Below are 25,597 nucleotides of genomic sequence, written 5' to 3'. Positions count from 1 at the left end.
CGCTCCCGTCGTCGGAAAAGAATCAGCCGGCCTTCTGGGCCTTGGCGCGCTCGATGCCTTCGAGGATCAGGCGATGGGCCTCCGCCTTGTCGCCCCAGCGCACGACCTTCACCCACTTGCCGGGCTCCAGATCCTTGTAGTGCTCGAAGAAGTGCTGGATCTGGCTGATCGTGATCTCGGGCAGGTCGGTGTAGTTCTCGACGCGGTTGTAGCGCTGGGTCAGCTTGCGCGAGGGCACGGCGATGATTTTCTCGTCCTCGCCGCCGTCATCCTCCATCACCAGCACGCCGACCGGGCGCACGCTGATGATCGCACCGGGGATGATGGCGCGGGTGTTGGCCACCAGCACGTCGCAGGGGTCGCCGTCGCCCGAGAGGGTATGGGGGATGAAACCGTAATTGCCCGGATAGAACATCGGCGTGTAGAGGAACCGGTCGACGACGAGGGTGCCGGCGTCCTTGTCCATCTCGTACTTGATCGGCTCGCCGCCGAGCGGCACTTCGACGATCACGTTGACGTCGTCCGGCGGATTCTTGCCGATCGAGATGGCGTTGATGTCCATGGGCCTGTGCTCTCTGAAATCCGGCCGTCGGACGCGTCGCCCTGTCCGGCGGGTGCATCGTGCGGGGGCGGCTTACGCTGCCGCACCCATCGATCGATGTCTTAGATTGTGCGAGCGGAAAATGAAATCGTCCCTCTGGCCAAGTTGTACGCTGACCGCTCCCTCGTGGCGGAAAACGCCGGTTTGCGCTCTCCGGCCCTGATCCCGGCCTCTCGCGCCGACGCGGTCAGGTGAACAGGTAGCCGATCTTCGGCAGGCCGAAGCCGGAGACGCGCTCCACCGATTCCGGGCCGGCCACGCCGCCCAGGCCCTCGTAGAACCCGCAGGCACGGGCGTTGTCGGCGAGCGCCCAGACCCCGATGCGGGTGAGTCCGCGGTCGATCAGGTCGTTGCGCACCGCCCGGAACAGGCGGGTGCCGAGCCCGAGGCCCTGGAATTCCGGGGCGATATAGAGTTCGTCGATCTCTCCGTCCGCCCGCATGGCCCGGTCGCGCGCCCGGCCATAGGCGGCATAGCCCGCGATCCGCTCGCCGAAGGCGATGACGGCGAATCCGCGCCCGCCGCCGATCATGTCGCGCCAAGTCTCCGGTCCGCGCCGGGCCAGGAAGCGCTCCAGGGCGATCCCCGGGATCACGCCCTGATAGGCCTCGCGCCACGCATCGTCGAAGATCGCCGAGAGGTTGGCCGCGTCCGCGGCGCGGGCACGGCGGATGCTCACCGTGGTCGTCGTCATGGTGTGGTCCGATTGCGAGCCGATGCTGCATGATGCTGGCAAAGCGAGCGGTTCGGCAACAGCCTGAAACGGGGTGCGTTGTCGCCCGAATCGCGGACTGTTAGAGGGACGCTCCGACACGCCTCTCGCAGCCATCCGTGTTCAACCGCTTCCTTCCCCCCGAGACCCGCTACGCGCGGCGCATGGCCCGCATCGCGAAGTTCGAGCGGCCCATCGACGGCTCCGTTTCTCGGGCGAAGGCCTGGGCGAACATGCTGCTGGTCGATCACGGGATCTTCCGTCTCGCCTATCTCAACCGGCACCGGATCGGCACCGGGATCGTCTGGCGCTCGGCCCAGCCGACGCCGCACCAGCTCGCGTGGTTCAAGCGCCAGGGCGTGCGCACCATCGTGTCGCTGCGCGGCGGACGCGAGCACGGCTCCTGGCCTCTCCAGCGCGAGGCCTGCGAGCGGCAGGGGCTGAAACTCGTCGAGTTCGTTCTGCGCTCGCGCGAGGCGCCCTCTCGCGAGACCCTGCTGACGGCGCGCGACTTCTTCGCCGGCCTCGAATACCCGGCGGTGATGCACTGCAAGTCGGGAGCGGACCGGGCCGGGCTTGCCGCGACCCTGTTCCTGATCCTGCATGAGGGCCGGCCGGTGCGGGAGGCTTTGCGCCAGCTCTCGCCGCGCTACGGCCATTTCCGCTTTGCCAAGACCGGCATTCTCGATGCGTTCTTCGCGACCTATCTCCGCGAGGGCGAGGCGCGGGGCCAGAGTTTTCTGGAGTGGGTCGAGCACACTTACGACCCGCAGGCGATCACCCAGAACTTCCGCGCCGGTTTCTGGTCCGACGTCGTCGTCGACCGCCTGCTGCGGCGCGAGTAGGCGCCGCCTTGGCCCTCAGGCTGTCCCGGCTGCTCGGAGCCGTGTCTCCCCCCTGGATCGGACGGCGCGGGCCGGACGAGGCCGGCCTGAACGGTCCCCGGATCGCCGTGATCGGCAATTGCCAGGCGAAGGGCGTGGCGGAGGCCGTGCGCATCCTCGTGCCGGGCGCGCGGGTGCGGCTGATCCCGATGAGCACGCTGGGCAAGCGCGAGCGCAGCCTCGATGCCTTCGCCGCGGCGCTCGGCAATTGCGATTACGTCTTTTCCCAACCCTTCCCGGCGGGCTTCTTCCCGGAAGGTGGCTCGGAGGCGCTGCGCGAACGGCTGCCGCGGATGCGCCTGTTCCCCTCGATCGTCTTCACGGCGTTCCACCCGGACGCGGTCTATGTCGGCGACCTCGCCTCGGTGGCGCGGGTGAGGCTGGTGCCGTCACCGCTCGGCAGCTACCACTCGGCGATCACCCTGTTCGGCTTTCTCCAGGGCCTCTCGCAGGAGCGGATCGTCGGGCTGTTCCGCGAGGACGTGTTTTCGCGCCTCGGCTATCTCGATGCCTGGGGCTTGGCCGCCACGGACCTGATCGCATCGAGCCGTGCGATCGGCTTCGACCTCTCGGGCGATCTGCTGCGCTGGTCGCGGGGCGGCCTGTTCATGCACAACATTAACCATCCGCGCCTCAGCGTGCTGGGCGACATCGCCGGGCGGCTGCTGCGGGAAGCCGGGCTCACGCCGCGTCCTGTGGCGGTCGAGGCCTACGCACCGGATGGGCTTCTCGACGATGCGATCTGGCCGGTCTATCCGCCGGTGGCGACGCTGTACGGCGTGCCGGGCTCCACGGTGTTCAAGCGCCGCCAGCGCCGGGGCGCACCGCCCGCGACGCTCGGTCTCGACGCGTTCGTCGCGGAAAGCCTCGCGATCTATCGCGGGCAGCCGCGCGAGACCCTGACCTGCCACCGGATCGAGCACTGGGCGGCCTCCCCGGACATCCGCAAACTATTTGTGGCTTGAGCCCGTAACGGGTTCCCAAAGGGCAAGCCCTTTGGCGGGTTTCAGGGCGGAGCCCTGAGTTACCCCTCCGCGTCGTCCTTGCCCGAGCGTTCGGCGAGGCGGGCGAGCGTCGTCATCTCACGGAACCATGTCCGCACGGGCTTGGCCGGGGTGCCGCCCCAGCGCGAGCCCGGCGGCACGTCGCGGTTGACGTTCGAGGAGCCGGCGATCTGCGAGCCCATGCCGATGCGCAGGTGGCCGACGACGCCGACTTGGCCCCCGAGCACGACGTAATCCTCCAGCGTGGTCGAGCCGGAGATGCCGACGCCGGAGACGATCACGCAGTGGCGGCCGATCACGACGTTGTGGGCGATCTGCACGAGGTTATCGATCTTGGTGCCCTCGCCGACCACCGTGTCGCGGGAGGCGCCCCGGTCGATCGTAGTGTTGGCGCCGATCTCGACGTCGTCCTGAATGATGACGCGGCCGACCTGCGGCACCTTGATATGCCCGCCCGCGCCCATGGCGAAACCGAACCCGTCCTGGCCGATCCGGGCGCCGGGATGGACGATGACGCGGTTGCCGACCAGCGCATGGGTCAGGGTCGCCCCCGCACCGATGGAGCAGTCGCGGCCGATTCGCACGTTGGGGCCGATCACCGCGTTGGGGCCGAGCACCGTGCCCGCGCCGATTTCGGCGCCGGGGCCGACGACGGCGCCGGGATCGATGCGCACGCCGTCCTCCAGCCGCGCCTGCGGGTGGACATGGGCGCCGGGGGAGATCCCGGCCGCGGCAAACAGCGAGCCCGGCCGCATCGCCTCCTCGTAGAGGCGTGCCAGAAGCCCGGCATAGGCGCGGTAGGGATCGCGGGTGACGAGGGCGATGGTGCCGGCCGGCATGCGGGGGGCGAAGCGCGGCGAGACGAGGCAGGCCAGCGCCCGCGTCGTAGCCAGCGCGTCGGCGTAGCGCGCGTTGTCCATGTAGGCGAGTTCGCTCGGCCCCGCGGTCTCCAAGGGGGCGGCGCCCGTCACCGCTTGCGACGGGTCGGTGCCCTCGGGGAGCGATACGCCGCAGGCCTCGGCGACGGCCCCGAGGGTCAGGCCGGCTTTCGGCGCGATGAAGACGGGATCTGACATGAGGTTCGACGCCGGCAGGGAAGGGAGCTGAGCGCCGCTATAGCGCTCTTGCCCGGAAGGGGCATCCGCTCGGAGCGAAACGGACGGGTCGCCACAAAGCAAAAGAGCCGTGCCTGACCGGGATACGGTCAGGCACGGCTCTTTCAAGTCAATGCTCTGAGGATCAGAAGCGCGAGCCGCCGGAGAAGCGGAACGCCTGGAGCTGGTCTTTGCCGACCTTGCCCAGAGCCGTCTGGACACCTTCGTCCTTCGACAGCGCGTAGGCGTAGTCGAAGCGGATCGGGCCGAGCGGCGAGTTCCACAGGATCGAGGCACCGACCGAGGAACGGATCGTCGCCTTGTCGCGGACGTTCACGCACTCAGGCTCGACCGTGATCGCGCCGGCACCGAAGTTCGTGTAGTTGCAGCCCGATCCCGGCGCGAAGCCGTTGATGAAGTTGTCGCCGTTCACGTCGAAGTTGCGACGACCAGAGTAGCCGAACAGCGTGCCGGCATCGGCGAACAGAGCGCCCTTCAGGCCGAGATCCCGGGGCAAGCCCCAGATCGGGAACTGAACTTCGACGGTGGCGCCGAAGTAGGTCGTGCCGCCGATTGCGTTGGAGCGGGCGTCGGCGATGCCGATATCGCGCGGGCCGAGGCCGTTCGGAGCGAAGCCGCGAACGAGCGATGGGCCGAGGAAGAACTGGTCGGTGATGCGCAGCGGCTGATCGTCGAGGTTCGAGACGTGACCGCCCTGGAGGCGCACGAAGCCGACCACGTCCTCCCACAGTTCCTTGTAGTAGCGGGCGTCACCCGTCACGCGGAAGAACTTGGAGTCGCCGCCGATGCCGGCGACGTCAGGCTTCAACTCGCCGTAGAAGCCGTTCGTGGGCCGCTGGAGATTATCCAGCGTCGAGTAGGCCAGGGTGACGCCCGCGAGCGAGGTCAGCACGTTGCCCTGCTGGCCCTTGAGCGCGATCGAGGCCTCGCCGTCGAAGGCGCAGTTCGGATAGGCCGGGAGACCGCCCACATCGCGGCCGCTCGACGGGTCGATCGTTCCGGCAGGGTTCGGCTGCGTGTAGCCCGGGATCGCCACCGAGCAATCGTTATAGGGCCGTTTGATGGTGTTCGGGACCCGAAGCTCGGTGTTGTAGATCGAGTAGCGGAAGGTGACGCCGAATTCCTCGGTGATCGGCAGGCCGAGGCGGAGCTGACCGCCGTAGACGGTCGTCTCGTAGCGCGACCAGCGGGTCAGGTCGGAGTATTTGTAGAAGGCGTCGAAGCCGGCGGCGAGGCGGTAGCCGAGGAAGTACGGCTCGGTGAACGAGAAGTCGATGCCGCGGGCGAACTGGCCGCCCTGCACCGCGAGGCGGACATACTGGCCGCGGCCGAGGAAGTTCGACTCGGAGACCGAGACCTCGCCGATGATACCGTCCTGGGTGGAGTAGCCGCCCGCCACCGAGAACGAGCCCGTGGGCTGATCCTCGACGTCGATGTTGACCACCACCCGGTCCGGCGCCGAGCCCGGCTCGTTGGAGAAGCGCACCTTCTTGAAGAAGCCCAGGCCGTTCAGCCGGCGCTCGGCGCGGTCCACCAGCACGCGGTTGTAGGCATCGCCCTCGGTCAGATCGAGCTCGCGGCGAATGACGTAGTCGCGGGTGCGGGTGTTGCCGCGGATGTTGATGCGCTCGACGTAGACGCGCGGGCCGTCCTCGACCACGAAGCCGAGGGCGACCTGATGCGTGGCGCGGTCGCGCTGGCCGGTGGGACGCACCTGGGCGAAGGGGTAGCCCTGGCGGTTGACCTCGTTGGTGACGCCGACGAGCGTCTTCTCGACATCCTCGGCGTTGTAGACGTCGCCGACCTGGGCGCGGATCTGTCCGTCGAGGGCCTCGCGGTCGATGCCGGCGATGCGCGGATCCACGGCCACTGCGCCGACGGTATACTGCTCGCCTTCCTCGACGGTGACGTTGATGACCCAGCCGGCATCCTCACCGGTCTCGACGTAGCGGGCGTCGGCGTTGACGACGCGGAAGTCGGCGTAGCCGTTCTTGAGGTAGTACCGGCGAACGATGTCGAGGTCGGCGGAGATGCGGTCGGGATCGTAGACGTCGGAGGTCTTGATGAACGAGAGGAAGTTCATCTCGGACGAGGACATCAGCCCCTTGAGGGTCTTTTCCGAGTAGGCGCTGTTGCCGATGAAGTGGATCTCGCGGATGCCGGTCTTGTCGCCCTCGTCGATGGCGAAGACGACGTCGGAGCGTCCGCTGGGCAGGTCGACGAGACGGTAGCTGACCTTGGCAGTGCCGCGGCCCGAACGCTTGTAGACGTCGCGGATGCGCTCGACGTCGGCAGCGATCACCGCCGGGCTCAGGGCGCCGCGGTCCTTGGTCTCGACGACGCTCTCGAGCGTCGCCTTCTCGACCTTCTTGTTGCCCTCGAAGAAGACACGGCCGACGACGCTGTTCTCACGCACGCGCACCACGGTGGTGCCGCCGCGTCCGGAGACCTGCACGTCGGAGAAAAGGCCGGTGGCGAGTAGGTTGCGCCGCGCCTCCTCGGGAGACCCGGTGGCGGTGCCGGTGACGTAGGAGCGAATCGTGTCGGAATCGACCCGGCGGTTGCCTTCGACGACGACCTGCTGCGCCTGCGCGGCCGCGCCGCCGAGGATCACGGTGGCGGCGGTGGCGACCAGAACGATGGCACGCTCCGCCGACTTTCGCCGGCGCTTTCCCGTCATCGACATCATGTAATCGCCCGTCTCTTTTTGTCTCAGCACGGGTTCGCACCCGCAGGCAGCCGCCCTTAAGGCTCACCGCCCTCTGGTCCCGGCCACGCTTGTATCGGGATTCCCCCACGAAGCAAACGCGGCGGCCGTCCGACATACCGGGATTTTGAGGGGTCGTGGCCTTCGCGCCACTTAACGACGAAGCACCTTTTCACGGGATCTCAGATTAGCGTGAATAGGGCGTAAATATGATCGAGAACACAACTTTCCGGTTCGCGTTCTGATCGCAGTAAGGCGGCGTTCACCGCAAAAGCGAACGGCCCGGCGGGGATCGCCGGGCCGTCGATACAGGGCGGAGAGGGGGCAGGGAAGGGGTATCGATCAGGTGCCGCGCTGGCTCAGCGAGGCGCCGAGATTGAGGATGTCGTTCCAGGCGGCGAACAGCATCAGCATCAGCACGAAGGCCAGCCCGATGCGGAATCCGATCTCCTGCGCCCGCTCGCTTAGGGGGCGGCCGCGCACCGCCTCGAAGGCGTAGAACATCAGGTGCCCCCCATCGAGGAGCGGAATCGGGAACAGGTTGAGCAGCCCGATCGAGACCGACAGGAGCGCGACCAGACCGATCAGCCCGCCGACGCCGCCGACGCGCGCCACCTCGCCCGAGACGCGGGCAATGCCGATCGGTCCGGAGAGCTGGTCGGCGGATTCGCGGCCGGTGACGAGCTTGCCGATGTAGTCGAAGGTGCGCTCCACCACGAAGGCGGTCTCATGGACACCGAGCTTCAGGGATTCGAGCGGGCCGTAATGCACGAGCTTGGCCGCGCCGGCGTTCGGCCCGTTGATGCCGAGCCGGCCGAAGCGGTGGCGGCCGAAGGGCGTGCGCTCCTCGATCATGTCCGGCACGGCGGTCAGGGTCTGAACCTGGCCGGAGCGGTCCACGGTCACCGCCAGCGAGGAGCCGGCGGCGGCCGAGACGACGCGCTGCATGTCGTTGAAGGTGTTGACCGTCTGGCCGTCGATGGTGCGGATCACGTCGCCGGGCTGGAAGCCAGCACGCGCGGCGGCGCTGTTCGGCTGCACCGCCTCGACGCGCGCTGGCGTTTCGTAGCGCCCGCCGACATAGATCGCGCCCGCGAAGACGGCGATGGCCAGGATGAAGTTGGCGATGGGGCCGGCGGCGACGATGGCCGCGCGCTTAGCCACGGGCTGGGTCGGGAAGCTCACCGCCCGCTCGTGCGGGCTCATGCGGGCGACCGCCTCAGGGTCGGGCACGCTGGCGCCGTTGGCGTCGCCGACGAACTTCACGTAGCCGCCAAGCGGGATCGCCGAGAGCTTCCAGCGGGTGCCCCGTCGGTCGTTGAAACCGATGATCTCCGGGCCGAAGCCGATGGAGAAGGCGGTGACGCCGACGCCGCACCAGCGCCCGACCAGGAAATGGCCCATTTCGTGCACGAAAACGACGATCGTCAGCACGATCAGGAACGGGATCACCGCGCCGAAGAAGCCGGCGGCGTTGCCGCCCATGCCGCTCAAGAATTCCATGGCCGTTATCCTTCAGGCCGCGACCCACGTATGGGATCCGTGCGCGTCATGCGCGAGTCCCAGTCTCAACCGTCCGCCCTGACAGGGCGAGCCCATGGCCGGCAAGTCGCGGATCGTCGCACGCCTCACGTTCGAGCGCGAGATCTAATCGCGCGCGCAACCCCTGGGGCCTCGCTCTCCATCCCCGACAACACTTCGTAAAGGTTAATTTCCGCCTCAGCCCGCAGCGCGGGCGGCGGGCACCGTCTCCAGGCACCAGGCGCGCACCCGCGCGTCGATGGCCAGCGCCTCCTCTACGTCCTCCGGCGCCCGGCGGAACTCGGCGGCGAAGTGCTCGACCGCCCGCTCCACCAGTTCGGCGATGCCGTAGAACGGGATGGCCCCGCGGATGAAGGCGGCGACCGCGATCTCGTTGGCGGCGTTCATCACGGTGGGGGCCGCGCCGCCCTCGGCGAGTGCCGCGCGGGCGACGCGCAGGCAGGGGAAGCGCGCCTCGTCGGCCGGCTCGAAGGTGAGGCTGCCGGTGACGGCGAGATCGAGCGGACGGCCGCGGGCGATCTCCAGGCGGTCGCCGAGGCCGAGGCAGTGGGCGATCGGCACGCGCATATCGGGCATGGCCAGCCCCGCCGTCACCGCGCCGTCGCGCCACGCGATCAGCCCGTGCACGATCGATTGCGGGTGGACGATCACGTCGAGCCGTTCGGCCTCGATGGCGAAGAGGTGGTGGGCCTCGATCAGCTCCAGCCCCTTGTTCATCAGGGAGGCGGAATCGATGTTGATCTTCATGCCCATCGACCAGGTCGGGTGGGCGGCGGCCTCGGCCGGGGTCGCGGCGGCGATGCGCTCGCGGGTCCAGGTGCGGAACGGGCCGCCCGAGGCGGTCAGCGTCATCCGGGCGATGTCGGACACGCGGCCGTCGCCCAGTGCCTGGGCCAGCGCGTTGTGCTCGGAATCCACCGGCAGGATGCGGGCGCCGTAGCGGCTCGCGTCGCGCATGAAGGCATCACCCGCGCAGACGAGGCTCTCCTTGTTGGCGAGCGCGATGGTGCGCCCGAGCCGAAGCGCGGCGTGGGTCGGCTTCAGGCCCGCCGCGCCGCTCACCGCCGCGACGACGATGTCGGCCTCGCGGGCGACCGCCTCCAGCACTGCATTCTCGCCGGCCCCGTTCGGGATGCCGGAGCCCGCAAGCGCCTCGGCCAAAGCCGGGCCGGCGCTCTCGTCGGCCAGTGCCGCGAAATCCGGCCGCATCTCCAGGGCGAGCTTGGCCAGCGACGCGGCATCCTTGCCGCCGACGAGGGCGCCGACGCGGAAGCGGCCCGCATGCTGGGACAGGAGGTCCGTGGTCGAGCGGCCGATCGAGCCGGTGGCGCCGAGGACGGTGACGGTGAGGCTCACGGGATCAGTTCCGTTCAGGCAGTCAGGAGCCGCAGGGCGGCAAGGCACAGGCCGGCGAGCCCGGCCACGGCGAAGAAGCCGTCGAGCCGGTCCATGACGCCGCCATGGCCGGGGATCGAGCGGCCGGAATCCTTGACGCCGTAGCGCCGCTTGAGGGCGGACTCAACGAGATCGCCTCCCTGCGACAGGATCGAGGCGAGGCCGCTCAGCGCCGCGACCAGGGAGAGCGAGACGGCGGGCAGCGCGTCCCAGCCCTGGCTGCGGGCGATGAGCACGGTGAGCGTTCCGCCGACGATTCCCGCGGCGAGGCCGCCGAGCGCGCCGGACCATGTCTTCTTCGGGCTCACCCGCGGCATCAGCTTCGGCCCGCCGATGAGGCGGCCTGTGAAGTAGGCGACGCTGTCGGTGGACCAGACCACCGCGAACATCCAGGCCGGACCGACGATGCCGATCGCGGGGTCGATCCGCAGCAACATCGGCACCAGGGCGACCACCGCACCGCCGAGCAGGCCCCAGATCGGCTTGCGCCGGCCCGGGCCGTGCCCGAGGGCGAAGAGACCGAGGCTGCCGGCGACCAGGAGGAGAGCGGGGACCCAGACGGGCGCGCCGAGCAGCACCGTGGCGAGCACGGCAAACAGCGTCCCCCCGGTCACCCCAAGCAGCGGCAGCAACGGCTCGGAGCGCGTCATGGCGAGCCATTCGGCGGCGCCGACGACACCCGCGATCAGCCAGACGCCGGCAAAGGCCCAGCCGCCGACGAGGAGCGTGCCGAGCACGACTGCGCCTAGCACCAGCGCCGAGGCGACGCGCAGGCCGAATTCGCGGTTGGCGAAGGGCGCGCGCCGGGCCGGGGAAACCGCTTCGTCGCCCGCCATCAGCCGGCTCCGGCGCTGAGGCCGCCGAAGCGGCGGTCGCGGCGGTGGTACTCGCTGACGGCGGCGAGGAACGCGGCGTGGTCGAAATCCGGCCAGAAGCCCGGCTCGATCACGTACTCGGCATAGGCCGTCTGCCATGTCAGGAAGTTCGAGAGGCGCTGCTCGCCCGAGGTGCGGATCACGAGGTCCGGGTCGGGAATGCCGGCGGTGTCGAGCGCCTCGGTGATGGTCGGCAGCTCGATCGCGTCGGGCTGCAGCCGCCCCTCGGCGACTGCCGCCGCGATGCGCCGTACGGCGCGCAGGATTTCCTGACGCCCGCCGTAGTTGAAGGCGACGACCAGGGTCAGGCCGGTATTGGCGCAGGTGCGCGCCTCTGCTTCGTCGAGCAGGCTCTTGATGTCCGCCGAGAGGTCGGCACGGTCGCCGATGATCCGGATGCGGACGTTGTTGGCGTGCAGGTCGGCGAGATCACCGCGGACGAACAGCTTGAGCAGGCCCATCAGCTCGGAAATCTCCGAAGGCGGGCGGCGCCAGTTTTCGGAAGAGAAGCTGTAGATCGTGAGGTAGTCGATGCCGAGGGTGATCGCGGAGCGCACCGTTCGGCGGACCGCCTCGACGCCGCGGCGATGACCTTCGAAGCGGGGCAGCCCTCGGCTTGCCGCCCAGCGGCCGTTGCCGTCCATGATGATGGCGACGTGGCGTGGCGCCGGCTGTCCCGCGCTTCCGGGGGCGGCTCCGGCCGCCTCCCCGATCTGCCGCGCGCCTTCCGAGCGAACCAACGCAGCCTCCCCCTCTCGCCGCCGCGGTTCGGCGCGGCCCCACCCGTCTTCGTTCAATGCAGGCCGGGTGTCAGACCTGCATGATTTCCTTTTCCTTGCTCGCCAGCACGCCGTCGATCTCGTTGATCGCGTCGTCGGTGGCCTTCTGCACCTCGGTGGCCTGACGCTTCTCGTCGTCCTCGCTGATGGCGCCGTCCTTCTCCAGCTTCTTGAGGATGTCGAGCCCGTCGCGGCGGACGTGGCGCACGGCGACGCGGGCCTCCTCCGTGTACTTGTGGGCGACCTTGACCATTTCCTTGCGGCGCTGCTCGTTCATCTCGGGGATGCGCAGGCGGATGGTCTGGCCTTCCGTCATCGGGTTGAGGCCGAGATCGGATTCGCGAATGGCCTTCTCGACGTTGGTGACCATCGAGCGGTCCCAGACCGAGATCGAGAGAAGCCGCGGCTCCGGCACGCTGACGGTCGCGACCTGGGCCATCGGCATCGAGGAGCCGTAGGCCTCGACCTGGATCGGATCGAGCAGGCTCGGTGTCGCGCGGCCCGTGCGCAGCGATCCCAGATCCTTGCTCAGAGAACTGACAGCACCCTGCATGCGGCGCTTGATGTCGCCCAGGTCGAATTCCGGTGTGGCCATAGGTTCAAAGTCCCGATGCGTTCGGGTGGCAGATCGGCGCGCGGACGCGCCCGGCGCGCGGTGCCGCTACATGAACGAAAAATTGGGTGGCCGCAAATGCGGTTGAGAGCCCGCGTTGGCTTCAGGCGCTGCGGCCGTGGGACGGCGGCACTGTATCCTTCGCGGTGCAAGCCCGGCCCGACATGCCTTGCTGAAGGGCAGCATGCCTATGCATGTTGCAATTCCGGTGACGATCCATCAGCTTGTATGTGGTATACCAGTGCGTGGGACGGGTCGGTGGGGAATCTGCCCGGAGAGTTCGCGTTCACTGGCATCGATCGAGAGACTGAGGAACGCGCGCGGATGTCCAACCCCCGTGGCCCGGATCAACGCGCCGCACGATCGCACGGAGTTCGCTTGTTCAGGCCGATCCTGGCCGGGGCGACCCTGCGTGAGCGTCTGATCGCGTGCCTGGGTGCTCTTGCGGGCATCACGCTCACCGGCCTCGTTTGCGGCTGGTTCTTCGGAGAAGGCCCCCACATCCCGCTGATCGTCGCGCCGATGGGGGCGTCGGCGGTGCTGATCTTCGCCGTGCCCGCCAGTCCGCTCGCCCAGCCCTGGTCGGTCATCGGCGGCAACACCATTTCCGCCGTCATGGGTGTGCTCGCCGCGTACCTCATCCCGGATCCCGTCATTGCGATCGGCGTCGGCGTTTCCCTTGCGATCGCGGCGATGTCGCTGACCCGGTGTCTTCACCCGCCCGGCGGGGCCGCCGCCTTGACCGCGCTCATCGGCGGCCCGGCGGTCACGTCGGCGGGCTTCCTGTTCCCGCTTTTCCCAGTCGGGCTGAACTCGGTCATTCTGGTCGCGCTCGGCATCGGCTTTCACAAGCTGTCGCGCCGCAACTACCCGCACGTTGCGGTCGCCCCGCCGGTGAACACGCATGGGACGGGGGATTTGCCGGCCCCGCTCCGGGTCGGCTTCCGGCCTGAAGACGTCGATGCGGCCCTGGTCGCTCTGGACGAGACGCTGGACATCGACCGCGCCGATCTCGACCGCCTGCTCCGGCAGGTCGAACGCCACGCGCTCGTGCGCGCACGGGGGGATCTCACCTGCGGCGAGGTGATGTCACGCGACGTCGTCACCATCGGGCTCGATGGCAGCGCCGAGCGGGCATGTGAGCTTCTGATCGCCCACAACATCAGGACGCTTCCCGTCATCGACGGGGCAGGCCGGCTCGCCGGCACGATCGGCCTGCGCGAGCTGACGCTGCACGGCGAGGTGGGACTGGCGCAGGTGATGTCCGAGGCCAGAACCGCCGGGCCGGACGACCCGGTGATCGCGTTGGTGAGCGACCTGACGGACGGTCACGCCCACGCGGTCGTCGTTACCGCAGAAGACCGGCGCGTGCTGGGGATCATCACCCAGACCGATCTGCTCGCGACCCTGACGCGCCTGCTCTCCGCCAAGGCGTTCGCGCTGCCCGATCCAGTTTCGCCGTAGGCGGCGGACGCGGCCCGAGGCCACGCCTTTATCGAGCCGTCGAAACACGCGAGCCCGCGACCGCTCGGCCGCCGGAGCGTCGTCGTCCGACGCGCCCCGCCGGAGTTTGGCCCGGTTGTTGCCAGACCTCATCCTGCCCTGGCGCCGCCACGTCCGCAGGATTGAGCCGATGCAAGACGGTCCGCTTCTTCACATGCTGTACGCTGCCTTGATGGCCTCGAGCATGATGCTGACGTGGCAATTCTCCCGCCTGCGTAAGCCGTGACCGGCGAGGGGCCGCCCGCGCGCCGGGGCGAGCCGTTCGGTCGAGATCCTTAAGGGCGCCTCATAGGGCTTCACCCCGCAACAGGCGCGGCGTCCCGCTTCGCCCCGCCGATGCCTGGCCGATGAAGAAGCGCTTCAGGCCCGGCATCCGATCGACGAGGCCGAGGCCGAAGTCGCGGGTGAGCCGCAGCGCCATGCTGTCGTTCGAGAACAAGCGGTTGAGCCCGTCGGTCGCCGCCGCCATCGCTACGGAATCGAAGCGGCGCGCCTGCTCGTAATCGCGCAGCACCGCATCCGCGCCGGGATCGAGCCCGAGCCGCAGGGCGCCGGTCACCGCCTCGGCCAGGGCCGCCGCCCCGGCGAGGCCGAGATTGAGCCCCTGGCCCGCCAACGGATGGATGACGTGGGCGGCGTCCCCCAGCAGCGCGAGGCGGGGCGCCCTAAAGCTGCGCGCGAGGCCGAGATGCAGTGGATGCGCGCTCGGGCCCTGCTCCAGGGCGATGGTGCCGAGTTCGGCCCCGAACCGGCGCTCGATCTCGGCCAGCGTCTCGGCGGCATCCCCGCCGAGCAGGGCCGGCACGTCGGCGCTACGCTCGGTCCAGACGATGGAGGAGCGGTGGCCGAGCGCGCCGCCCGCCTTCAGCGGCAGGATCGCGAAGGGGCCGCCCGGCAGGAAGTGCTCGAAGGCGCGGCCCTCATGGTCGCGGGCATGCTGAATCGTCGCGACGATACCCGATTGCGGGTAGGACCAGCCGACCCAGCCGATGCTGGCGGCCTCGCGCAGGGCCGAGCGCGCCCCGTCGGCGGCGACCACGAGCGCGACCTCCTCGACGCTGCCATCGCTCAGAGTCACCCGGGTCGACCGCGGACCCGAAACAGCGGCGGCGACGCCCAGGGCGACGAGGCGGACGCCCGTTTCCCGCGCGGCGTCGAGCAGAACGGCGACCATCGGCTCGGCCTCGACCATGTGGGCGAAAGGTTCGCCCGCGTCGCGCGCCTCCGTCCCGTCGCCGAAGGTGAGGAAGACCGGCCGCACCGGATCGCCGACCCGGCTGTCGCTGATGACCAGCCGCCGCATCGGCTCCGCCGCCGGTTCGATCCGCGCCCAGAGCCCGAGCTGCTCGAACATCCGCCGCGGCCCCGCCGCGACGGCGTAGGCGCGCCCGCGATGGCGCGCGGCGCCGGCCTCCAGGCCGGGATCGCACACGGCCACGTCGAGCGCCGGCCCGTGCGCCCGCTTCAGGGCGACCGCCAGGACGAGGCTGGCGATGCCCGCTCCGGCGACGAGCAGGCGGCGTCCGGTGCGGCGATCCGTGGTGCTCATCGGCGTTCCTCTTCCTCCGGTCCGGGGCCGGCGTCGCGTCTGATCCTTCCGTTCCATAGCCTGCCCGCATCCCGCACGCATCACGGGAGGGCCAACGGGACGCGGGCCTCCCCTCTGACACCTCCGGCTGACACCTCCGGGCCCGGTATCGCCGGGTCCGGCACGTCGGGAATGGCATCGCCCGGACAAGCCGCTATGTGCGTCGGGCGTGCCCCGAACCGGGGGGATGCCGTCGTCGCAGAGCCGCAGAAGTCCTCATGTCCGATACCCTCAGGCCGGATCCCGTCGATACGCTCCTCGCGATCCTCGACCTGGAACGCCTCGAAACCGATCTGTTCCGCGGCACCAGCCCGCGCATCGGCTGGCCGCGGGTGTTCGGGGGGCAGGTCGTGGCGCAGGCGCTCGTCGCGGCCTCCCGCACGGTCGAGGCTTCACGCCCGCCGCACTCCCTGCATGCCTACTTCCTCCTCGGCGGAGATCCGGCGGTGCCGATCGTCTACGAGGTCGAGCGCATCCGCGACGGCGGCAGCTTCACCACGCGCCGGGTCAAGGCGATCCAGAAGGGGCGGGCGATCTTCGCCATGTCGGTCTCCTTCCACGTCACGGAGCCCGGCGTCGATCACGCCGCCGGTCGTCCCGACGTGCCGGGACCGGGCGACCTCGCGGATGCGCGAGCCCTCGTGCGGGATGGTGCCAGCATCGTGCCCGAGCCGATGCTGGCCTACTTCACGCAAGCCTGGCCGATCGAGCTGCGGCCGGTCGAGGCCGAGCGCTATCGCGACCGCACCCCGCGGCCCGCGCGCTACCATGTCTGGATGCGCGCGACGAAGCCTCTGCCGGACGATTGCGCGGTGCACCGGGCGGTGCTGGCCTATGCCTCGGACATGACGCTGCTCGATTCCACGCTGATCCCCCATGGCCGCACGGTGTTCGACCCCGACATCCAGTCGGCGAGCCTCGACCACGCCCTGTGGTTCCACCGCCCGTTCCGGGCCGATTCCTGGCTGCTCTATTCGCAGGAGAGCCCGAGCGCCTCGGGCGCTCTGGGCTTTGCCCGCGGCACGTTCCACGACGAGGAAGGGCGGCTCGTCGCCTCCGTTGCACAGGAAGGGCTGATCCGTCCCCGGCGCGCCTGAAACAGACCGGTTCACGCGCATTCTGCCGTGCGAAGAAACGATGTGCCTATTTAAAGTGCAGTTCTTGTAGGATCGCTGCGCGAAGGGGCGCCAAAGGTCGCTTACGATCTGAGCAGCAAGGCGAAGGCGGAAATGGTTCCGCTTGGCACGGTCCTTGAATGAGGGCGCCCGGCTGCGGGGTCATTCCGATCCCCGCGGAACCGCCGAGTCTCGGCCCGTGCGCGGCCGGCGGTGAGACGACAGGACAAAGGGGGCGCCGCCCATGAAAATCGTGATGGCGATCATCAAGCCGTTCAAGTTGGAGGAGGTCCGCGACGCTCTGACCGGCATAGGCGTGCACGGTCTGACCGTGACCGAGGTCAAGGGCTACGGCCGGCAGAAGGGCCACACCGAGATCTATCGCGGAGCCGAGTATGCCGTGAGCTTCCTGCCCAAGCTCAAGATCGAGGTGGCGGTCTCGGCCGACCTCGTGACGAGCGTGATCGACGCGATCGCGGGCGCTGCCCGCACCGGACAGATCGGCGACGGCAAGATCTTCGTGATGCCGCTGGAAAAGGCGGTTCGTATCCGGACCGGCGAGACCGACGCGGACGCGCTCTGACACCCTGTCCCGCATCGCAATCCTCTTCGATGCCCTGACAGCACTTCACCCGTTCCGGCGGAACGCGCCCGGCCGCGCCGCCCACCCTTTCTCCTCAACGCTCGACGCACTGCGATCAGGAGCTTCCTGTCCATGAAACTTCGTAACCTTCTCGCGCTCGGACTGGGAGGAGCCGCCCTCGGCCTCCTCTTCGTCGAGCCGTCGCTCGCGCAGGCGCCGACGGTCGAGCCCGCCGTCACTGCGGCCGCACCGGTGCCCAACAAGGGCGACACGGCGTGGATGCTGCTCTCGGCGATCCTCGTTCTGCTGATGACCGTGCCCGGCCTCGCCCTGTTCTACGGCGGCCTCGTGCGCACCAAGAACATGCTCTCGGTGCTGACCCAAGTCTTCGCGATCGCCTCGATCGTCTGCCTGCTGTGGGTGACCTACGGCTACAGCCTCGCCTTCACCAATGGCGGCGGCCTCAACGACTTCGTCGGCGGGTTCTCCAAGGCCTTCCTCAAGGGCGTCGACGCCAACTCGGTGGCGGCAACCTTCTCCAATGGCGTCGTGATCCCCGAATACGTCTACATCTGCTTCCAGATGACGTTCGCGATGATCACCCCCGGTCTCATCGTCGGCGCCTTCGCCGAGCGGATGAAGTTCTCGGCGCTGGTCGTGTTCACGATCCTCTGGGTCACGCTGATCTACTTCCCGATGGCCCACATGGTCTGGTACTGGGGCGGCCCGGACGTCTTCGCCGATGCGGCCCGCAAGCTCGCCGCCGCTGGTGGCGAGGCCAACGCTGCGGCCAAGGCCGAGTACGACGCGGTGCTGGGTGATGCCGGCATGCTCTTCAAGTGGGGCGCCCTCGACTTCGCCGGCGGCACCGTCGTGCACATCAACGCAGGCATCGCCGGCCTCGTCGGCTGCCTGATGCTCGGCAAGCGCATCGGCTACGGCCGCGACCTGCTGGCTCCGCACTCGCTGACCATGACCACGATCGGCGCCTCGCTGCTCTGGGTCGGCTGGTTCGGCTTCAACGCCGGTTCGAACCTCGAAGCCAACGGCGCCGCGGGTCTGGCGATGATCAACACCTTCGTCGCCACCGCTGCGGCCGCCGTCTCCTGGCTGTTCGTGGAATGGGCCGCCAAGGGTAAGCCGTCGCTCCTCGGCATGCTCTCGGGCGCCATTGCCGGCCTCGTCGCCGTCACGCCGGCCGCGGGCTTTGCCGGTCCGATGGGCTCGATCGTTCTGGGTCTCGCCGCAGGCGCGGTCTGCTTCGTGATGTGCTCCACCGTGAAGAACGCGCTGGGCTACGACGACTCCCTCGACGTGTTCGGCGTGCACTGCGTCGGCGGCATCCTCGGTGCCATCGCCACGGGTATCCTGGTCTCGCCCGATCTCGGCGGCGCCGGCATCCCCGACTACACCACCAAGCCCGGTGAGCTGACCGTCGGCGCCTACGACATGGTCGCCCAGGTCATCATCCAGGCGAAGGCGGTGGGCTTCACCATCCTGTGGTCGGGCATCGGCTCGGCGATCCTCTACAAGCTCGTCGATCTGACGATCGGCCTGCGCGTGACGCAGGAAGAAGAGCGCGAGGGGCTCGACATCGCCGACCACGGCGAGCGCGCCTACAACTACTGAGTGAGAGCCTGCCGTCTCGGCAGGCACCCTGAACCAGGGCCTCGGCGCGATGCGCCGGGGCCTTTTTCATGCGCCGCGCCGTCGATGCCGACCCGTCTTCCGCTGTGATCGCTCTCGGCCGCGACGACTGGATTGGTCAATGAAACGTAAAGATCGCGTCCGATTCTGTGGCGATTGTGCAGTTTAAGGCGCCTTAAAATATGTTGCTTTCTGGCAACATCTTCCGCGCGTAGGTTGATCTCGGCCAAAATTGACTAAAAAATGGGCACTTGCGCAAAACTTCATTTTGCGGCGCGGCGGCGAGTTCGGCACCTTGGCCGTATCGAATGTGGGGCTGACCGCAATGACAATCAAAACAAAGCTTCTGGCCGCGAGCGCGGTGCTTTCCACCCTGAGCATCAACGCGCTCCCAGTTCTCGCCGCAGACATGCCTGCTGCCGCGTCGGCGCCCGTCATCGTCGAGGAGCATTGTAAGGCTGCGATCTCCACCCCGACCTTCGGCGGTCTCATCAAGGCCAACCCGAACCCGGCCTGCTTCGTCACGGGACTGGGCGACATCTATGTCGGCGGCGCGGTCACCGGCTTCGCCTATACCCAGACCAACGCCTTCGGCATCCTCTCCCCCAGCGCCGAGCAGGATCGCTTCGGCCGCGTCGATTTCTCGAACCTCCAGGGCTGGATCCAGAAGGCCGACGGCCCGCTGCAGTTCTATGTCCATGCCGGCCTGTACTCGATCCCGGCGCTCGGCCTGCCGCTCTACTCCGCGTTCGAGCAGACCGAATCGCTGTTCGGCCCGATCCCGGTGGCCTTCGGCAAGTGGCAGATCAACGACGAGTGGTCGATCCAGGCCGGCCGGATGTTCACCAACATCGGCTCCGAGCTGCTGTTCTCCTACCAGAACCTGAACATCTCCCGCGGCCTGCTGTTCAACCAGGAGAACTTCATCAACCACGGCGTTCAGGTGAACTACGCCAGCGGCCCGTTCGCGGCCGCGCTCGCGGTGACCGACGGCTTCTACTCGGGTGAGCTGAACTGGGTGACGGGCTTCGCCACCTACAAGCTCAACGACTCGAACACGATCGGCATCAACGGCGGCACGCATTTCAGCGACTTCGACGCCTCGACCCGCAGCCCGCGCTTCCAGTTCGCCACGATCAACTCGCTGCAGAACAGCAGCATCATCAGCGTGAACTACACCTACGCCAACGGGCCGTGGATCATCTCGCCGTACTTCCAATACACCAACGTCGCGCGCAAGGAGGGGTACTTCTCCCCGATCGAGGGCGCCGAGACCTGGGGCGGCACGCTGCTGGCCGGCTACACCTTCACCGACAACTTCGCGCTCGCCGGCCGTCTCGAGTACATCGAGCAGTCGGGCACGCGGGGCGTGGTCACCGGCCGCGGCGGCACCAGCGTCCTCTACGGTCCGGGCAGCTCGGCCTTCTCGTTCACGATCACCCCGACCTTCACCTGGGACCGCTACTTCCTCCGCGGCGAGTTCGCGACCGTCCAGGCCTACGACGTGACCCCCGGCTTCGGCTTCGGCCGCGACGGCACCAAGCGGTCGCAGGAGCGCTACCTCATGGAGACCGGCTTCACCTTCTGAGAACGGGGCCGGTTCGCCGGCGGGAAACAGCCTCGCTTTGGAAGCCTCGGAGGAATCCGGGGCTTCCTGCATTTCAAGGCGCCACCTCGGTCCGGGTCTCGGCCGCCGACGGCCCACCGCTTTGCGGCGCAGACTTAGCCCCCCGTTAACCGCCCCGCATTAGCCTTACCGGATCGTTGACACCGGACCGGTCTGCGCATGCGTTCCCTTCGCCGTTCCGCGTCGCCCTACGACACCTTCGTCGACAGCCTGCGGCCGTTCCTGGCCAAGCGGCTGACGGAGTGCGGCGGCCTGATTCTCTTCACCGGCGCGGTCGCGTTGACCGTCTCCCTGGCGACGTGGTCGATCAACGACCCGAGCCTCAACCACGCCACCGACCAGCGGGCACACAACGTGCTCGGCCGTCCCGGTGCCGTCGTGGCCGACCTCGCCATGCAGCTTCTCGGGCTCGGCTCGATCGCGCTCGCACTGCCCCCCGCCCTGTGGGGCGTCCGGTTGATGCGCGAGCGCGACCTGCCGCATGGCGGCTTGCGCATCGTTCTGTGGTTCGTCGGGGTGCTCTGCGCGAGTGCGGTCGCGAGCGCCCTGCCGCCGACGGATCGCTGGCCCTTGCCCACCGGCATGGGCGGCGTCGCGGGCGACGCGCTGCTGGCCGGCACGCGGATGCTGGTCGGGCCGCTGGCGCACTTCGCCGGCTTCCTGTTCGCGGCCTGCGCCATCCTCAGCCTCACCGCCGCGTGCCGCGTGACCAAGCCGGACTTCGAGGAGGACGAGGAGGTGCCCTACGGTGCATCGCGCCCGGTGCCCCGTTCCGGCCGTGCCTCGGCCCACGAGGAGCGCCACGACGCCGACGAGCCGAGCCTCGGCATCCTGTCGCTGGGCGCGCTCGCGCAAGCCGTCATGCGGGGCCGCGCCTCGCTGCGCACCCGGCTCGAATCCTGGCAGGCCCCGCCCGACGAGGACGAGGGGCTCGCTTATGCCGGCGCCTCGCCTGCGCTGGCGGCGCGCCGCGCCTTCGCCGACCCGGAGGAGGCCCCCTGGGCGCCGCAGGCCCGCGAGCGTTCCGACGTCTCGGGCCGTCGCGAGCCGCAATTCGAACCGGAAGACGACGATTCGGACGAGGCGCCCACCCGTGCCGCCCCGCAGCGCCCCGCGCCGATCGGCACCGGGGCGGATATGGCCGCCGACGAGCCGCCCACCCGCGTTGCGCGCCCGCTGCCGCAGGCCCCGGCGGCGCGTCCGCGCCCGGCCGAGCCCCGCCCGGAGGCCGGCGAGTACCGGCCGCCCGCCCTGGAGCTTCTCGCCCGTCCCCGCGAGGCGGCGCCCGGCTCCGAGGTTTCAGCGGAGGCGTTGGAGCAGAACGCCACCATGCTGGAGGCGACGCTGCAGGACTTCGGCGTCCGCGGTGACATCCTCGCCGTGCGCCCCGGCCCCGTGGTGACGTTGTACGAACTGGAGCCGGCGCCCGGCACCAAGTCGAGCCGCGTCATCGCGCTTGCCGACGATATCGCCCGCTCGATGTCCGCCGTCTCCGCCCGCGTCGCCGTCGTCCCCGGCCGCAACGCCATCGGCATCGAACTGCCCAACGCCAAGCGCGAGACGGTGTTCTTGCGCGAACTTCTTGCCTCCGAGGATTTCGTCGAGACCAAGCAGAAGCTCGCCCTGTGCCTGGGCAAGAACATCGGCGGCGAGCCGATCATCGCCGACCTCGCCCGGATGCCGCACCTGCTGGTGGCCGGCACCACGGGCTCGGGCAAGTCGGTGGCCATCAACACCATGATCCTGTCGCTGCTCTACCGGCTCAAGCCGGAAGAGTGCCGCCTCATCATGGTCGATCCCAAGATGCTGGAACTGTCGGTCTACGACGGCATCCCGCACCTGCTCTCCCCCGTCGTCACCGACCCGAAGAAGGCGGTGATCGCCCTCAAATGGGCCGTGCGCGAGATGGAGGAGCGCTACAAGAAGATGTCGAAGGTCGGTGTGCGCAACATCGACGGCTTCAACGCGCGCCTCGAAGAGGCCCGCGCCCGCGGCGAGACCCTGACCCGGACCGTGCAGACCGGCTTCGACCGTTCCACCGGCGAGGCGGTCTACGAGGACGAGGTCATGGACCTCAACCCGCTGCCCTACATCGTGATCGTGGTCGACGAGATGGCCGACCTGATGATGGTGGCAGGCAAGGACATCGAGGGCGCGATCCAGCGTCTGGCGCAGATGGCGCGCGCGGCCGGCATCCACCTCATCATGGCGACGCAGCGCCCCTCGGTCGATGTCATCACCGGCACGATCAAGGCGAACTTCCCAACCCGCATCTCCTTCCAGGTGACGAGCAAGATCGACAGCCGCACGATCCTGGGCGAGATGGGCGCGGAGCAGTTGCTGGGCCAGGGCGACATGCTGTTCATGGCCGGGGGCGGGCGCACGACCCGCGTGCACGGGCCGTTCTGCTCGGACTCCGAGGTCGAGACGGTGGTCGCCCATCTCAAGCGCCAGGGCCGTCCCTCCTACCTCGAGGCCGTTACCGCCGACGAGGGCGAGATCCCGGCCGGGGGCGCCGCGTCCGAGGACGGCCCCGTCTTCGATGCCGGCCAGTTCGGCGGCGGCGGAGAGGGCGGTGACCTCTACGAGCAGGCGGTGGCCGTGGTGCTGCGGGATAAGAAGGCCTCCACCTCCTACATCCAGCGCCGCCTCCAGATCGGCTACAACCGCGCCGCCTCGCTGATGGAGCGGATGGAGACCGAAGGCCTCGTCGGACCGGCCAACCACGCCGGAAAACGCGAGATTCTCGTCGAGCCCGAACCGCAGGCCTACTGACCCACCTACCGCTCGCATCATCGATCGATCTTGCAGCGCGTCGCCCTCGAACGAGGGCGACGCGCTTTCGCGTTTCGGGGCCTTCCTTCGGACTCGACAACGGCTACGCTCGGATTTATAGCATCAGCTATAATTGCGAGGCTTAAGTTTTATGTCGAGAAAGCGCTATGTAGCGGGTTCCTGGGTCGGCCCTTTCGCCGGGATCGGCATCGCCAGCCTCGTCGCGTCGCCGCTTCACGCGGAAGAAGTCTCCCTCGACGAGATCAGCGTCGTCTCGGACAAGCCGGCACGGAAAGCGGGTCCGGGTGGGGCTGGATCGGAGCCGAAGCCAGCCGACCCGGTCGGCGTCCTGCCGGTGGTGACCGACCGGTTCTCGACGGTCAGCGTCGTCTCCGGAGCCGAACTTGCCCGCTCGCAGCCGACCTCGCTCGGCGAGGCTCTGTTCGACAAGCCGGGCCTGTCCGCAACCACCTTCGCGCCGGGCTCCGCCTCGCGGCCGATCATCCGCGGCCTCGACAATCACCGTGTCCGCATCCTCGAGAACGGCACCGGCGTGCAGGACATGTCCGATCTCGGCGAGGACCACGCCGTCCCGATCAACCCGCTGATCAACGACCGGATCGAGGTCATCCGAGGTCCCGCGGGCCTTCGCTACGGCTCGCAGGCGGTCGGGGGGGTGGTCTCGGTCGAGAACAACCGCATCCCGACGAGCATTCCAGCCGGCGGCGTCGCGGGACGGGTGACCACCGGCTACTCGGCCGTCGACAAGGGCCGCAACGCCGCCGCCACGGTCGATGCCGGCAGCGGCAACGTCGCCGTCCATGCCGATGCCTTCCGGAGCGTGGCGGACGACTACAACACGCCGCTCGGCATCCAGCGCAATTCCTTCAACGAATCGCAGGGCGGAGCCTTCGGCACCTCCTACCTGTTCGATCGCGGCTTCGTCGGATTGTCCTTCAGCCACTTCGATTCCGTCTACGGCATCCCCGGCCTCAGCTCCGCGGCGCAGCGCACCCGCCTCGATCCGGTGCAGGACAAGCTCCAGGCCCGCGGCGAGTACCGGCCGCTGGACGGGCCGTTCGCGGCGATCCGGTTCTGGGCGGGCGGCTCGAACTACCGCCACAACGAGTTCGGCACCGACGCCAACGGTGTCGAGGGAATCGAGGCGGTGTTCAAGAACCGTGCGGCGGAGGGACGGATCGAGTTCGACCACGTGCCGGTCGAGACCGCGTTCGGCACCTTCAGCGGACAGCTCGGCGTCCAGGCCGACCGGCGCAAGCTCCGCATCTCGGGGGCGGAAGGGGGCCTGTTGCGCCCGACCGACACACGGGTGCAGGCCGCCTACCTGTTCGAGGAACTGGCGCTCGGCGGCGGTCTGCGGTTCCAGGCGGCGGGCCGCATCGAGGGCAACCGCGTCGCCGGCACGCAGGCGCTCTTCCCCTCGGACTTCCTGCCCGAAGGCCCCGGCGACGAGCCGGTGGAATCGCGCCGCATCCGCCGCTTCGCCCCGAAAAGCGCGAGCTTCGCTGCGCTCCAGGATCTGCCCCACGGGTTCGTGGGGAGCCTGACCGGCTCCTATGTCGAGCGCGCGCCGACCTCGCCCGAACTGTTCTCGCGCGGGCCGCACGAGGCTTCCGCGACCTTCGAGATCGGCGATCCGAACCTCAAGGTTGAACGCGCCCGCACCGTCGAGGTGGCGATCCGGCGGGCGGAGGGACCGTTCCGCTTTGATGCCACCGGCTACGTCACGCGCTATACCGGCTTCGTCTTCAAGCGCCTGACCGGCTTCACCTGCGGCGACACCTTCGACTTTTGCGGGATCGGCGGCGGGGATCTGCGGCAGGTCACCTATTCGCAGGCCGGTGCCACCTTCGCCGGTGCCGAGATCGCGAGCCAGATCGACATCGTGCCGGTCGGCGATGGCTTTGCCGGCATCAGTGCGCAGTACGACTTCGTGCGCGCGCAGTTCGACGACGGCAGCTTCGTGCCGCGCATTCCTCCCCACCGCGTCGGCGGCGGCGTCTTCCTGCGGGCCGACGGCTGGTTCGCCCAGCTCAGCCTACTGCACGCCTTCGCCCAGACCCAGACCGGCACGCTGGAGACGCCGACACCGGGCTACAACGACCTCAAGGCGGAGATCGCCTATAGCCGTCCGCTCGATCCGGCGGTCCATGGTCTCAGCGAGGTGACGCTCGGCCTGCGCGGCACGAACCTGCTCGACGACGTGATCCGCAACGCCGCCTCCTTCCGCAAGGACGAGGTGGTGCTGCCGGGCCGCAACGTTCGGCTCTTCCTGACGGCGCGGTTCTGATGGCCGGGGCCCGCTTGGTTCGAACCCTCGCCGCGCGTGGCCCAATGCGCATCCCCACGCCCCATCGTGCCGGTTCTACCTGAAGGAACGCCGGTGCGGCGGCTGTTACGATGAGCGGCAGTTTCTTAGCGTTCCGGAGTAAGGACATCGCGGGTGACGGCAATCAGCCGTCGGCCGTCAAGCGTCGACTCTCTTCGATGCAGCGTAGACTGAGCGTATCT

General features: G+C 68.8%; 19 protein-coding genes. 9 read left to right on the top strand and 10 right to left on the bottom strand.

Features of this window, described 5'->3' with window-relative positions:
- Positions 1 to 22: 22 nt before the first annotated feature.
- Both ppa and J2W78_RS18605 read right to left on the bottom strand, forming a co-directional pair.
- Complete coding sequence (gene ppa, locus J2W78_RS18610) at positions 23 to 562, bottom strand: inorganic diphosphatase (protein ID WP_253372900.1); 540 nt, start codon at positions 560 to 562, stop codon at positions 23 to 25.
- 226 nt (positions 563 to 788) lie between these two features.
- A complete protein-coding gene (locus tag J2W78_RS18605) occupies positions 789 to 1,295 on the bottom strand; it encodes a GNAT family N-acetyltransferase (RefSeq protein ID WP_253372898.1) in 507 nt (168 codons plus the stop codon).
- A 137-nt stretch (positions 1,296 to 1,432) separates the two neighbouring features.
- On the opposite strand from J2W78_RS18605, the gene J2W78_RS18600 reads away from it, so the two are divergent.
- Positions 1,433 to 2,158 carry a fused DSP-PTPase phosphatase/NAD kinase-like protein gene (locus J2W78_RS18600; protein ID WP_253372896.1) on the top strand — a complete coding sequence of 242 codons (726 nt, stop codon included), beginning with the start codon at positions 1,433 to 1,435 and terminating at the stop codon, positions 2,156 to 2,158.
- An 8-nt stretch (positions 2,159 to 2,166) separates the two neighbouring features.
- The gene (locus J2W78_RS18595) at positions 2,167 to 3,162 is read left to right on the top strand and encodes a WcbI family polysaccharide biosynthesis putative acetyltransferase (protein WP_253372895.1); all 996 of its coding nucleotides are present in this window, start codon (positions 2,167 to 2,169) and stop codon (positions 3,160 to 3,162) included.
- A 59-nt stretch (positions 3,163 to 3,221) separates the two neighbouring features.
- Here J2W78_RS18595 and lpxD read toward each other — a convergent pair whose 3' ends face one another.
- The 7 genes from lpxD to frr all read right to left on the bottom strand — a co-directional run bounded on the left by lpxD (position 3,222) and on the right by frr (position 12,209).
- A complete protein-coding gene (lpxD, locus tag J2W78_RS18590; protein WP_253372893.1) occupies positions 3,222 to 4,277 on the bottom strand; it encodes a UDP-3-O-(3-hydroxymyristoyl)glucosamine N-acyltransferase in 1,056 nt (351 codons plus the stop codon).
- A gap of 163 nt (positions 4,278 to 4,440) precedes the next feature.
- Positions 4,441 to 7,005 carry an outer membrane protein assembly factor BamA gene (gene bamA / locus J2W78_RS18585; RefSeq protein ID WP_253372891.1) on the bottom strand — a complete coding sequence of 855 codons (2,565 nt, stop codon included), beginning with the start codon at positions 7,003 to 7,005 and terminating at the stop codon, positions 4,441 to 4,443.
- A gap of 360 nt (positions 7,006 to 7,365) precedes the next feature.
- Positions 7,366 to 8,526 carry an RIP metalloprotease RseP gene (gene rseP / locus J2W78_RS18580; RefSeq protein WP_253372889.1) on the bottom strand — a complete coding sequence of 387 codons (1,161 nt, stop codon included), beginning with the start codon at positions 8,524 to 8,526 and terminating at the stop codon, positions 7,366 to 7,368.
- A gap of 216 nt (positions 8,527 to 8,742) precedes the next feature.
- A complete protein-coding gene (gene dxr / locus J2W78_RS18575) occupies positions 8,743 to 9,921 on the bottom strand; it encodes a 1-deoxy-D-xylulose-5-phosphate reductoisomerase (protein ID WP_253372887.1) in 1,179 nt (392 codons plus the stop codon).
- A 14-nt stretch (positions 9,922 to 9,935) separates the two neighbouring features.
- Positions 9,936 to 10,796, bottom strand: a complete 861-nt coding sequence (locus tag J2W78_RS18570; RefSeq protein ID WP_253372885.1) for a phosphatidate cytidylyltransferase — start codon at positions 10,794 to 10,796, stop codon at positions 9,936 to 9,938.
- Positions 10,796 to 11,575, bottom strand: a complete 780-nt coding sequence (locus tag J2W78_RS18565; RefSeq protein ID WP_253372883.1) for an isoprenyl transferase — start codon at positions 11,573 to 11,575, stop codon at positions 10,796 to 10,798. Before J2W78_RS18565 ends, J2W78_RS18570 begins: the two co-directional genes overlap by 1 nt.
- Before the next feature lie 70 nt (positions 11,576 to 11,645).
- Positions 11,646 to 12,209 (bottom strand): ribosome recycling factor, encoded by a 564-nt coding sequence (gene frr, locus J2W78_RS18560; protein ID WP_253372881.1) that lies wholly within the window; start codon positions 12,207 to 12,209, stop codon positions 11,646 to 11,648.
- 342 nt (positions 12,210 to 12,551) lie between these two features.
- Here frr and J2W78_RS18555 point away from each other — a divergent pair, with 342 nt between their 5' ends.
- The gene (locus J2W78_RS18555; RefSeq protein ID WP_253372879.1) at positions 12,552 to 13,691 is read left to right on the top strand and encodes an HPP family protein; all 1,140 of its coding nucleotides are present in this window, start codon (positions 12,552 to 12,554) and stop codon (positions 13,689 to 13,691) included.
- Positions 13,692 to 14,016: 325 nt separating this feature from the next.
- Here the strand turns inward: J2W78_RS18555 and J2W78_RS18550 are convergent, their stop codons facing one another.
- Positions 14,017 to 15,279: an FAD-dependent monooxygenase gene (locus J2W78_RS18550; protein WP_253372878.1), complete on the bottom strand. Its 1,263-nt coding sequence runs from the start codon at positions 15,277 to 15,279 to the stop codon at positions 14,017 to 14,019.
- A 257-nt stretch (positions 15,280 to 15,536) separates the two neighbouring features.
- Between J2W78_RS18550 and J2W78_RS18545 the strand changes: the two genes are divergently transcribed.
- The 6 genes from J2W78_RS18545 to J2W78_RS18520 all read left to right on the top strand — a co-directional run bounded on the left by J2W78_RS18545 (position 15,537) and on the right by J2W78_RS18520 (position 25,376).
- Positions 15,537 to 16,415: an acyl-CoA thioesterase gene (locus J2W78_RS18545; RefSeq protein WP_253372877.1), complete on the top strand. Its 879-nt coding sequence runs from the start codon at positions 15,537 to 15,539 to the stop codon at positions 16,413 to 16,415.
- Positions 16,416 to 16,677: 262 nt separating this feature from the next.
- Positions 16,678 to 17,016 (top strand): P-II family nitrogen regulator, encoded by a 339-nt coding sequence (locus J2W78_RS18540; RefSeq protein WP_253372876.1) that lies wholly within the window; start codon positions 16,678 to 16,680, stop codon positions 17,014 to 17,016.
- Between the two features lie 132 nt (positions 17,017 to 17,148).
- Positions 17,149 to 18,645: an ammonium transporter gene (locus J2W78_RS18535; protein ID WP_253372875.1), complete on the top strand. Its 1,497-nt coding sequence runs from the start codon at positions 17,149 to 17,151 to the stop codon at positions 18,643 to 18,645.
- Between the two features lie 343 nt (positions 18,646 to 18,988).
- Positions 18,989 to 20,251: an outer membrane beta-barrel protein gene (locus tag J2W78_RS18530; RefSeq protein ID WP_253372874.1), complete on the top strand. Its 1,263-nt coding sequence runs from the start codon at positions 18,989 to 18,991 to the stop codon at positions 20,249 to 20,251.
- 198 nt (positions 20,252 to 20,449) lie between these two features.
- Positions 20,450 to 23,065, top strand: coding sequence for a DNA translocase FtsK (locus J2W78_RS18525; RefSeq protein WP_253372873.1), 2,616 nt, complete (start codon positions 20,450 to 20,452; stop codon positions 23,063 to 23,065).
- Between the two features lie 151 nt (positions 23,066 to 23,216).
- Positions 23,217 to 25,376: a TonB-dependent receptor gene (locus tag J2W78_RS18520; protein ID WP_253372872.1), complete on the top strand. Its 2,160-nt coding sequence runs from the start codon at positions 23,217 to 23,219 to the stop codon at positions 25,374 to 25,376.
- Positions 25,377 to 25,597: the final 221 nt, after the last annotated feature.

It is taken from the genome of Methylorubrum extorquens, from assembly GCF_024169925.1.
Classification (GTDB): domain Bacteria; phylum Pseudomonadota; class Alphaproteobacteria; order Rhizobiales; family Beijerinckiaceae; genus Methylobacterium; species Methylobacterium extorquens_A.
The sequence above is the reverse complement of the archived record's forward strand: the minus strand, read 5'-3'. Positions and strand labels throughout refer to the sequence as shown.

Coding starts and splice junctions, on each gene's coding strand:
- J2W78_RS18540 (WP_253372876.1), top strand. CDS start 16,678: ATGAAAATCGTGATGGCGATCATCAAGCCGTTCAAGTTGGAGGAGGTC.
- bamA (WP_253372891.1), bottom strand. CDS start 7,005: ATGATGTCGATGACGGGAAAGCGCCGGCGAAAGTCGGCGGAGCGTGCC.
- ppa (WP_253372900.1), bottom strand. CDS start 562: ATGGACATCAACGCCATCTCGATCGGCAAGAATCCGCCGGACGACGTC.
- frr (WP_253372881.1), bottom strand. CDS start 12,209: ATGGCCACACCGGAATTCGACCTGGGCGACATCAAGCGCCGCATGCAG.
- J2W78_RS18545 (WP_253372877.1), top strand. CDS start 15,537: ATGTCCGATACCCTCAGGCCGGATCCCGTCGATACGCTCCTCGCGATC.
- J2W78_RS18525 (WP_253372873.1), top strand. CDS start 20,450: ATGCGTTCCCTTCGCCGTTCCGCGTCGCCCTACGACACCTTCGTCGAC.
- rseP (WP_253372889.1), bottom strand. CDS start 8,526: ATGGAATTCTTGAGCGGCATGGGCGGCAACGCCGCCGGCTTCTTCGGC.
- J2W78_RS18535 (WP_253372875.1), top strand. CDS start 17,149: ATGAAACTTCGTAACCTTCTCGCGCTCGGACTGGGAGGAGCCGCCCTC.
- J2W78_RS18550 (WP_253372878.1), bottom strand. CDS start 15,279: ATGAGCACCACGGATCGCCGCACCGGACGCCGCCTGCTCGTCGCCGGA.
- J2W78_RS18555 (WP_253372879.1), top strand. CDS start 12,552: ATGTCCAACCCCCGTGGCCCGGATCAACGCGCCGCACGATCGCACGGA.
- J2W78_RS18530 (WP_253372874.1), top strand. CDS start 18,989: ATGACAATCAAAACAAAGCTTCTGGCCGCGAGCGCGGTGCTTTCCACC.
- J2W78_RS18570 (WP_253372885.1), bottom strand. CDS start 10,796: ATGGCGGGCGACGAAGCGGTTTCCCCGGCCCGGCGCGCGCCCTTCGCC.
- lpxD (WP_253372893.1), bottom strand. CDS start 4,277: ATGTCAGATCCCGTCTTCATCGCGCCGAAAGCCGGCCTGACCCTCGGG.
- J2W78_RS18605 (WP_253372898.1), bottom strand. CDS start 1,295: ATGACGACGACCACGGTGAGCATCCGCCGTGCCCGCGCCGCGGACGCG.
- J2W78_RS18520 (WP_253372872.1), top strand. CDS start 23,217: ATGTCGAGAAAGCGCTATGTAGCGGGTTCCTGGGTCGGCCCTTTCGCC.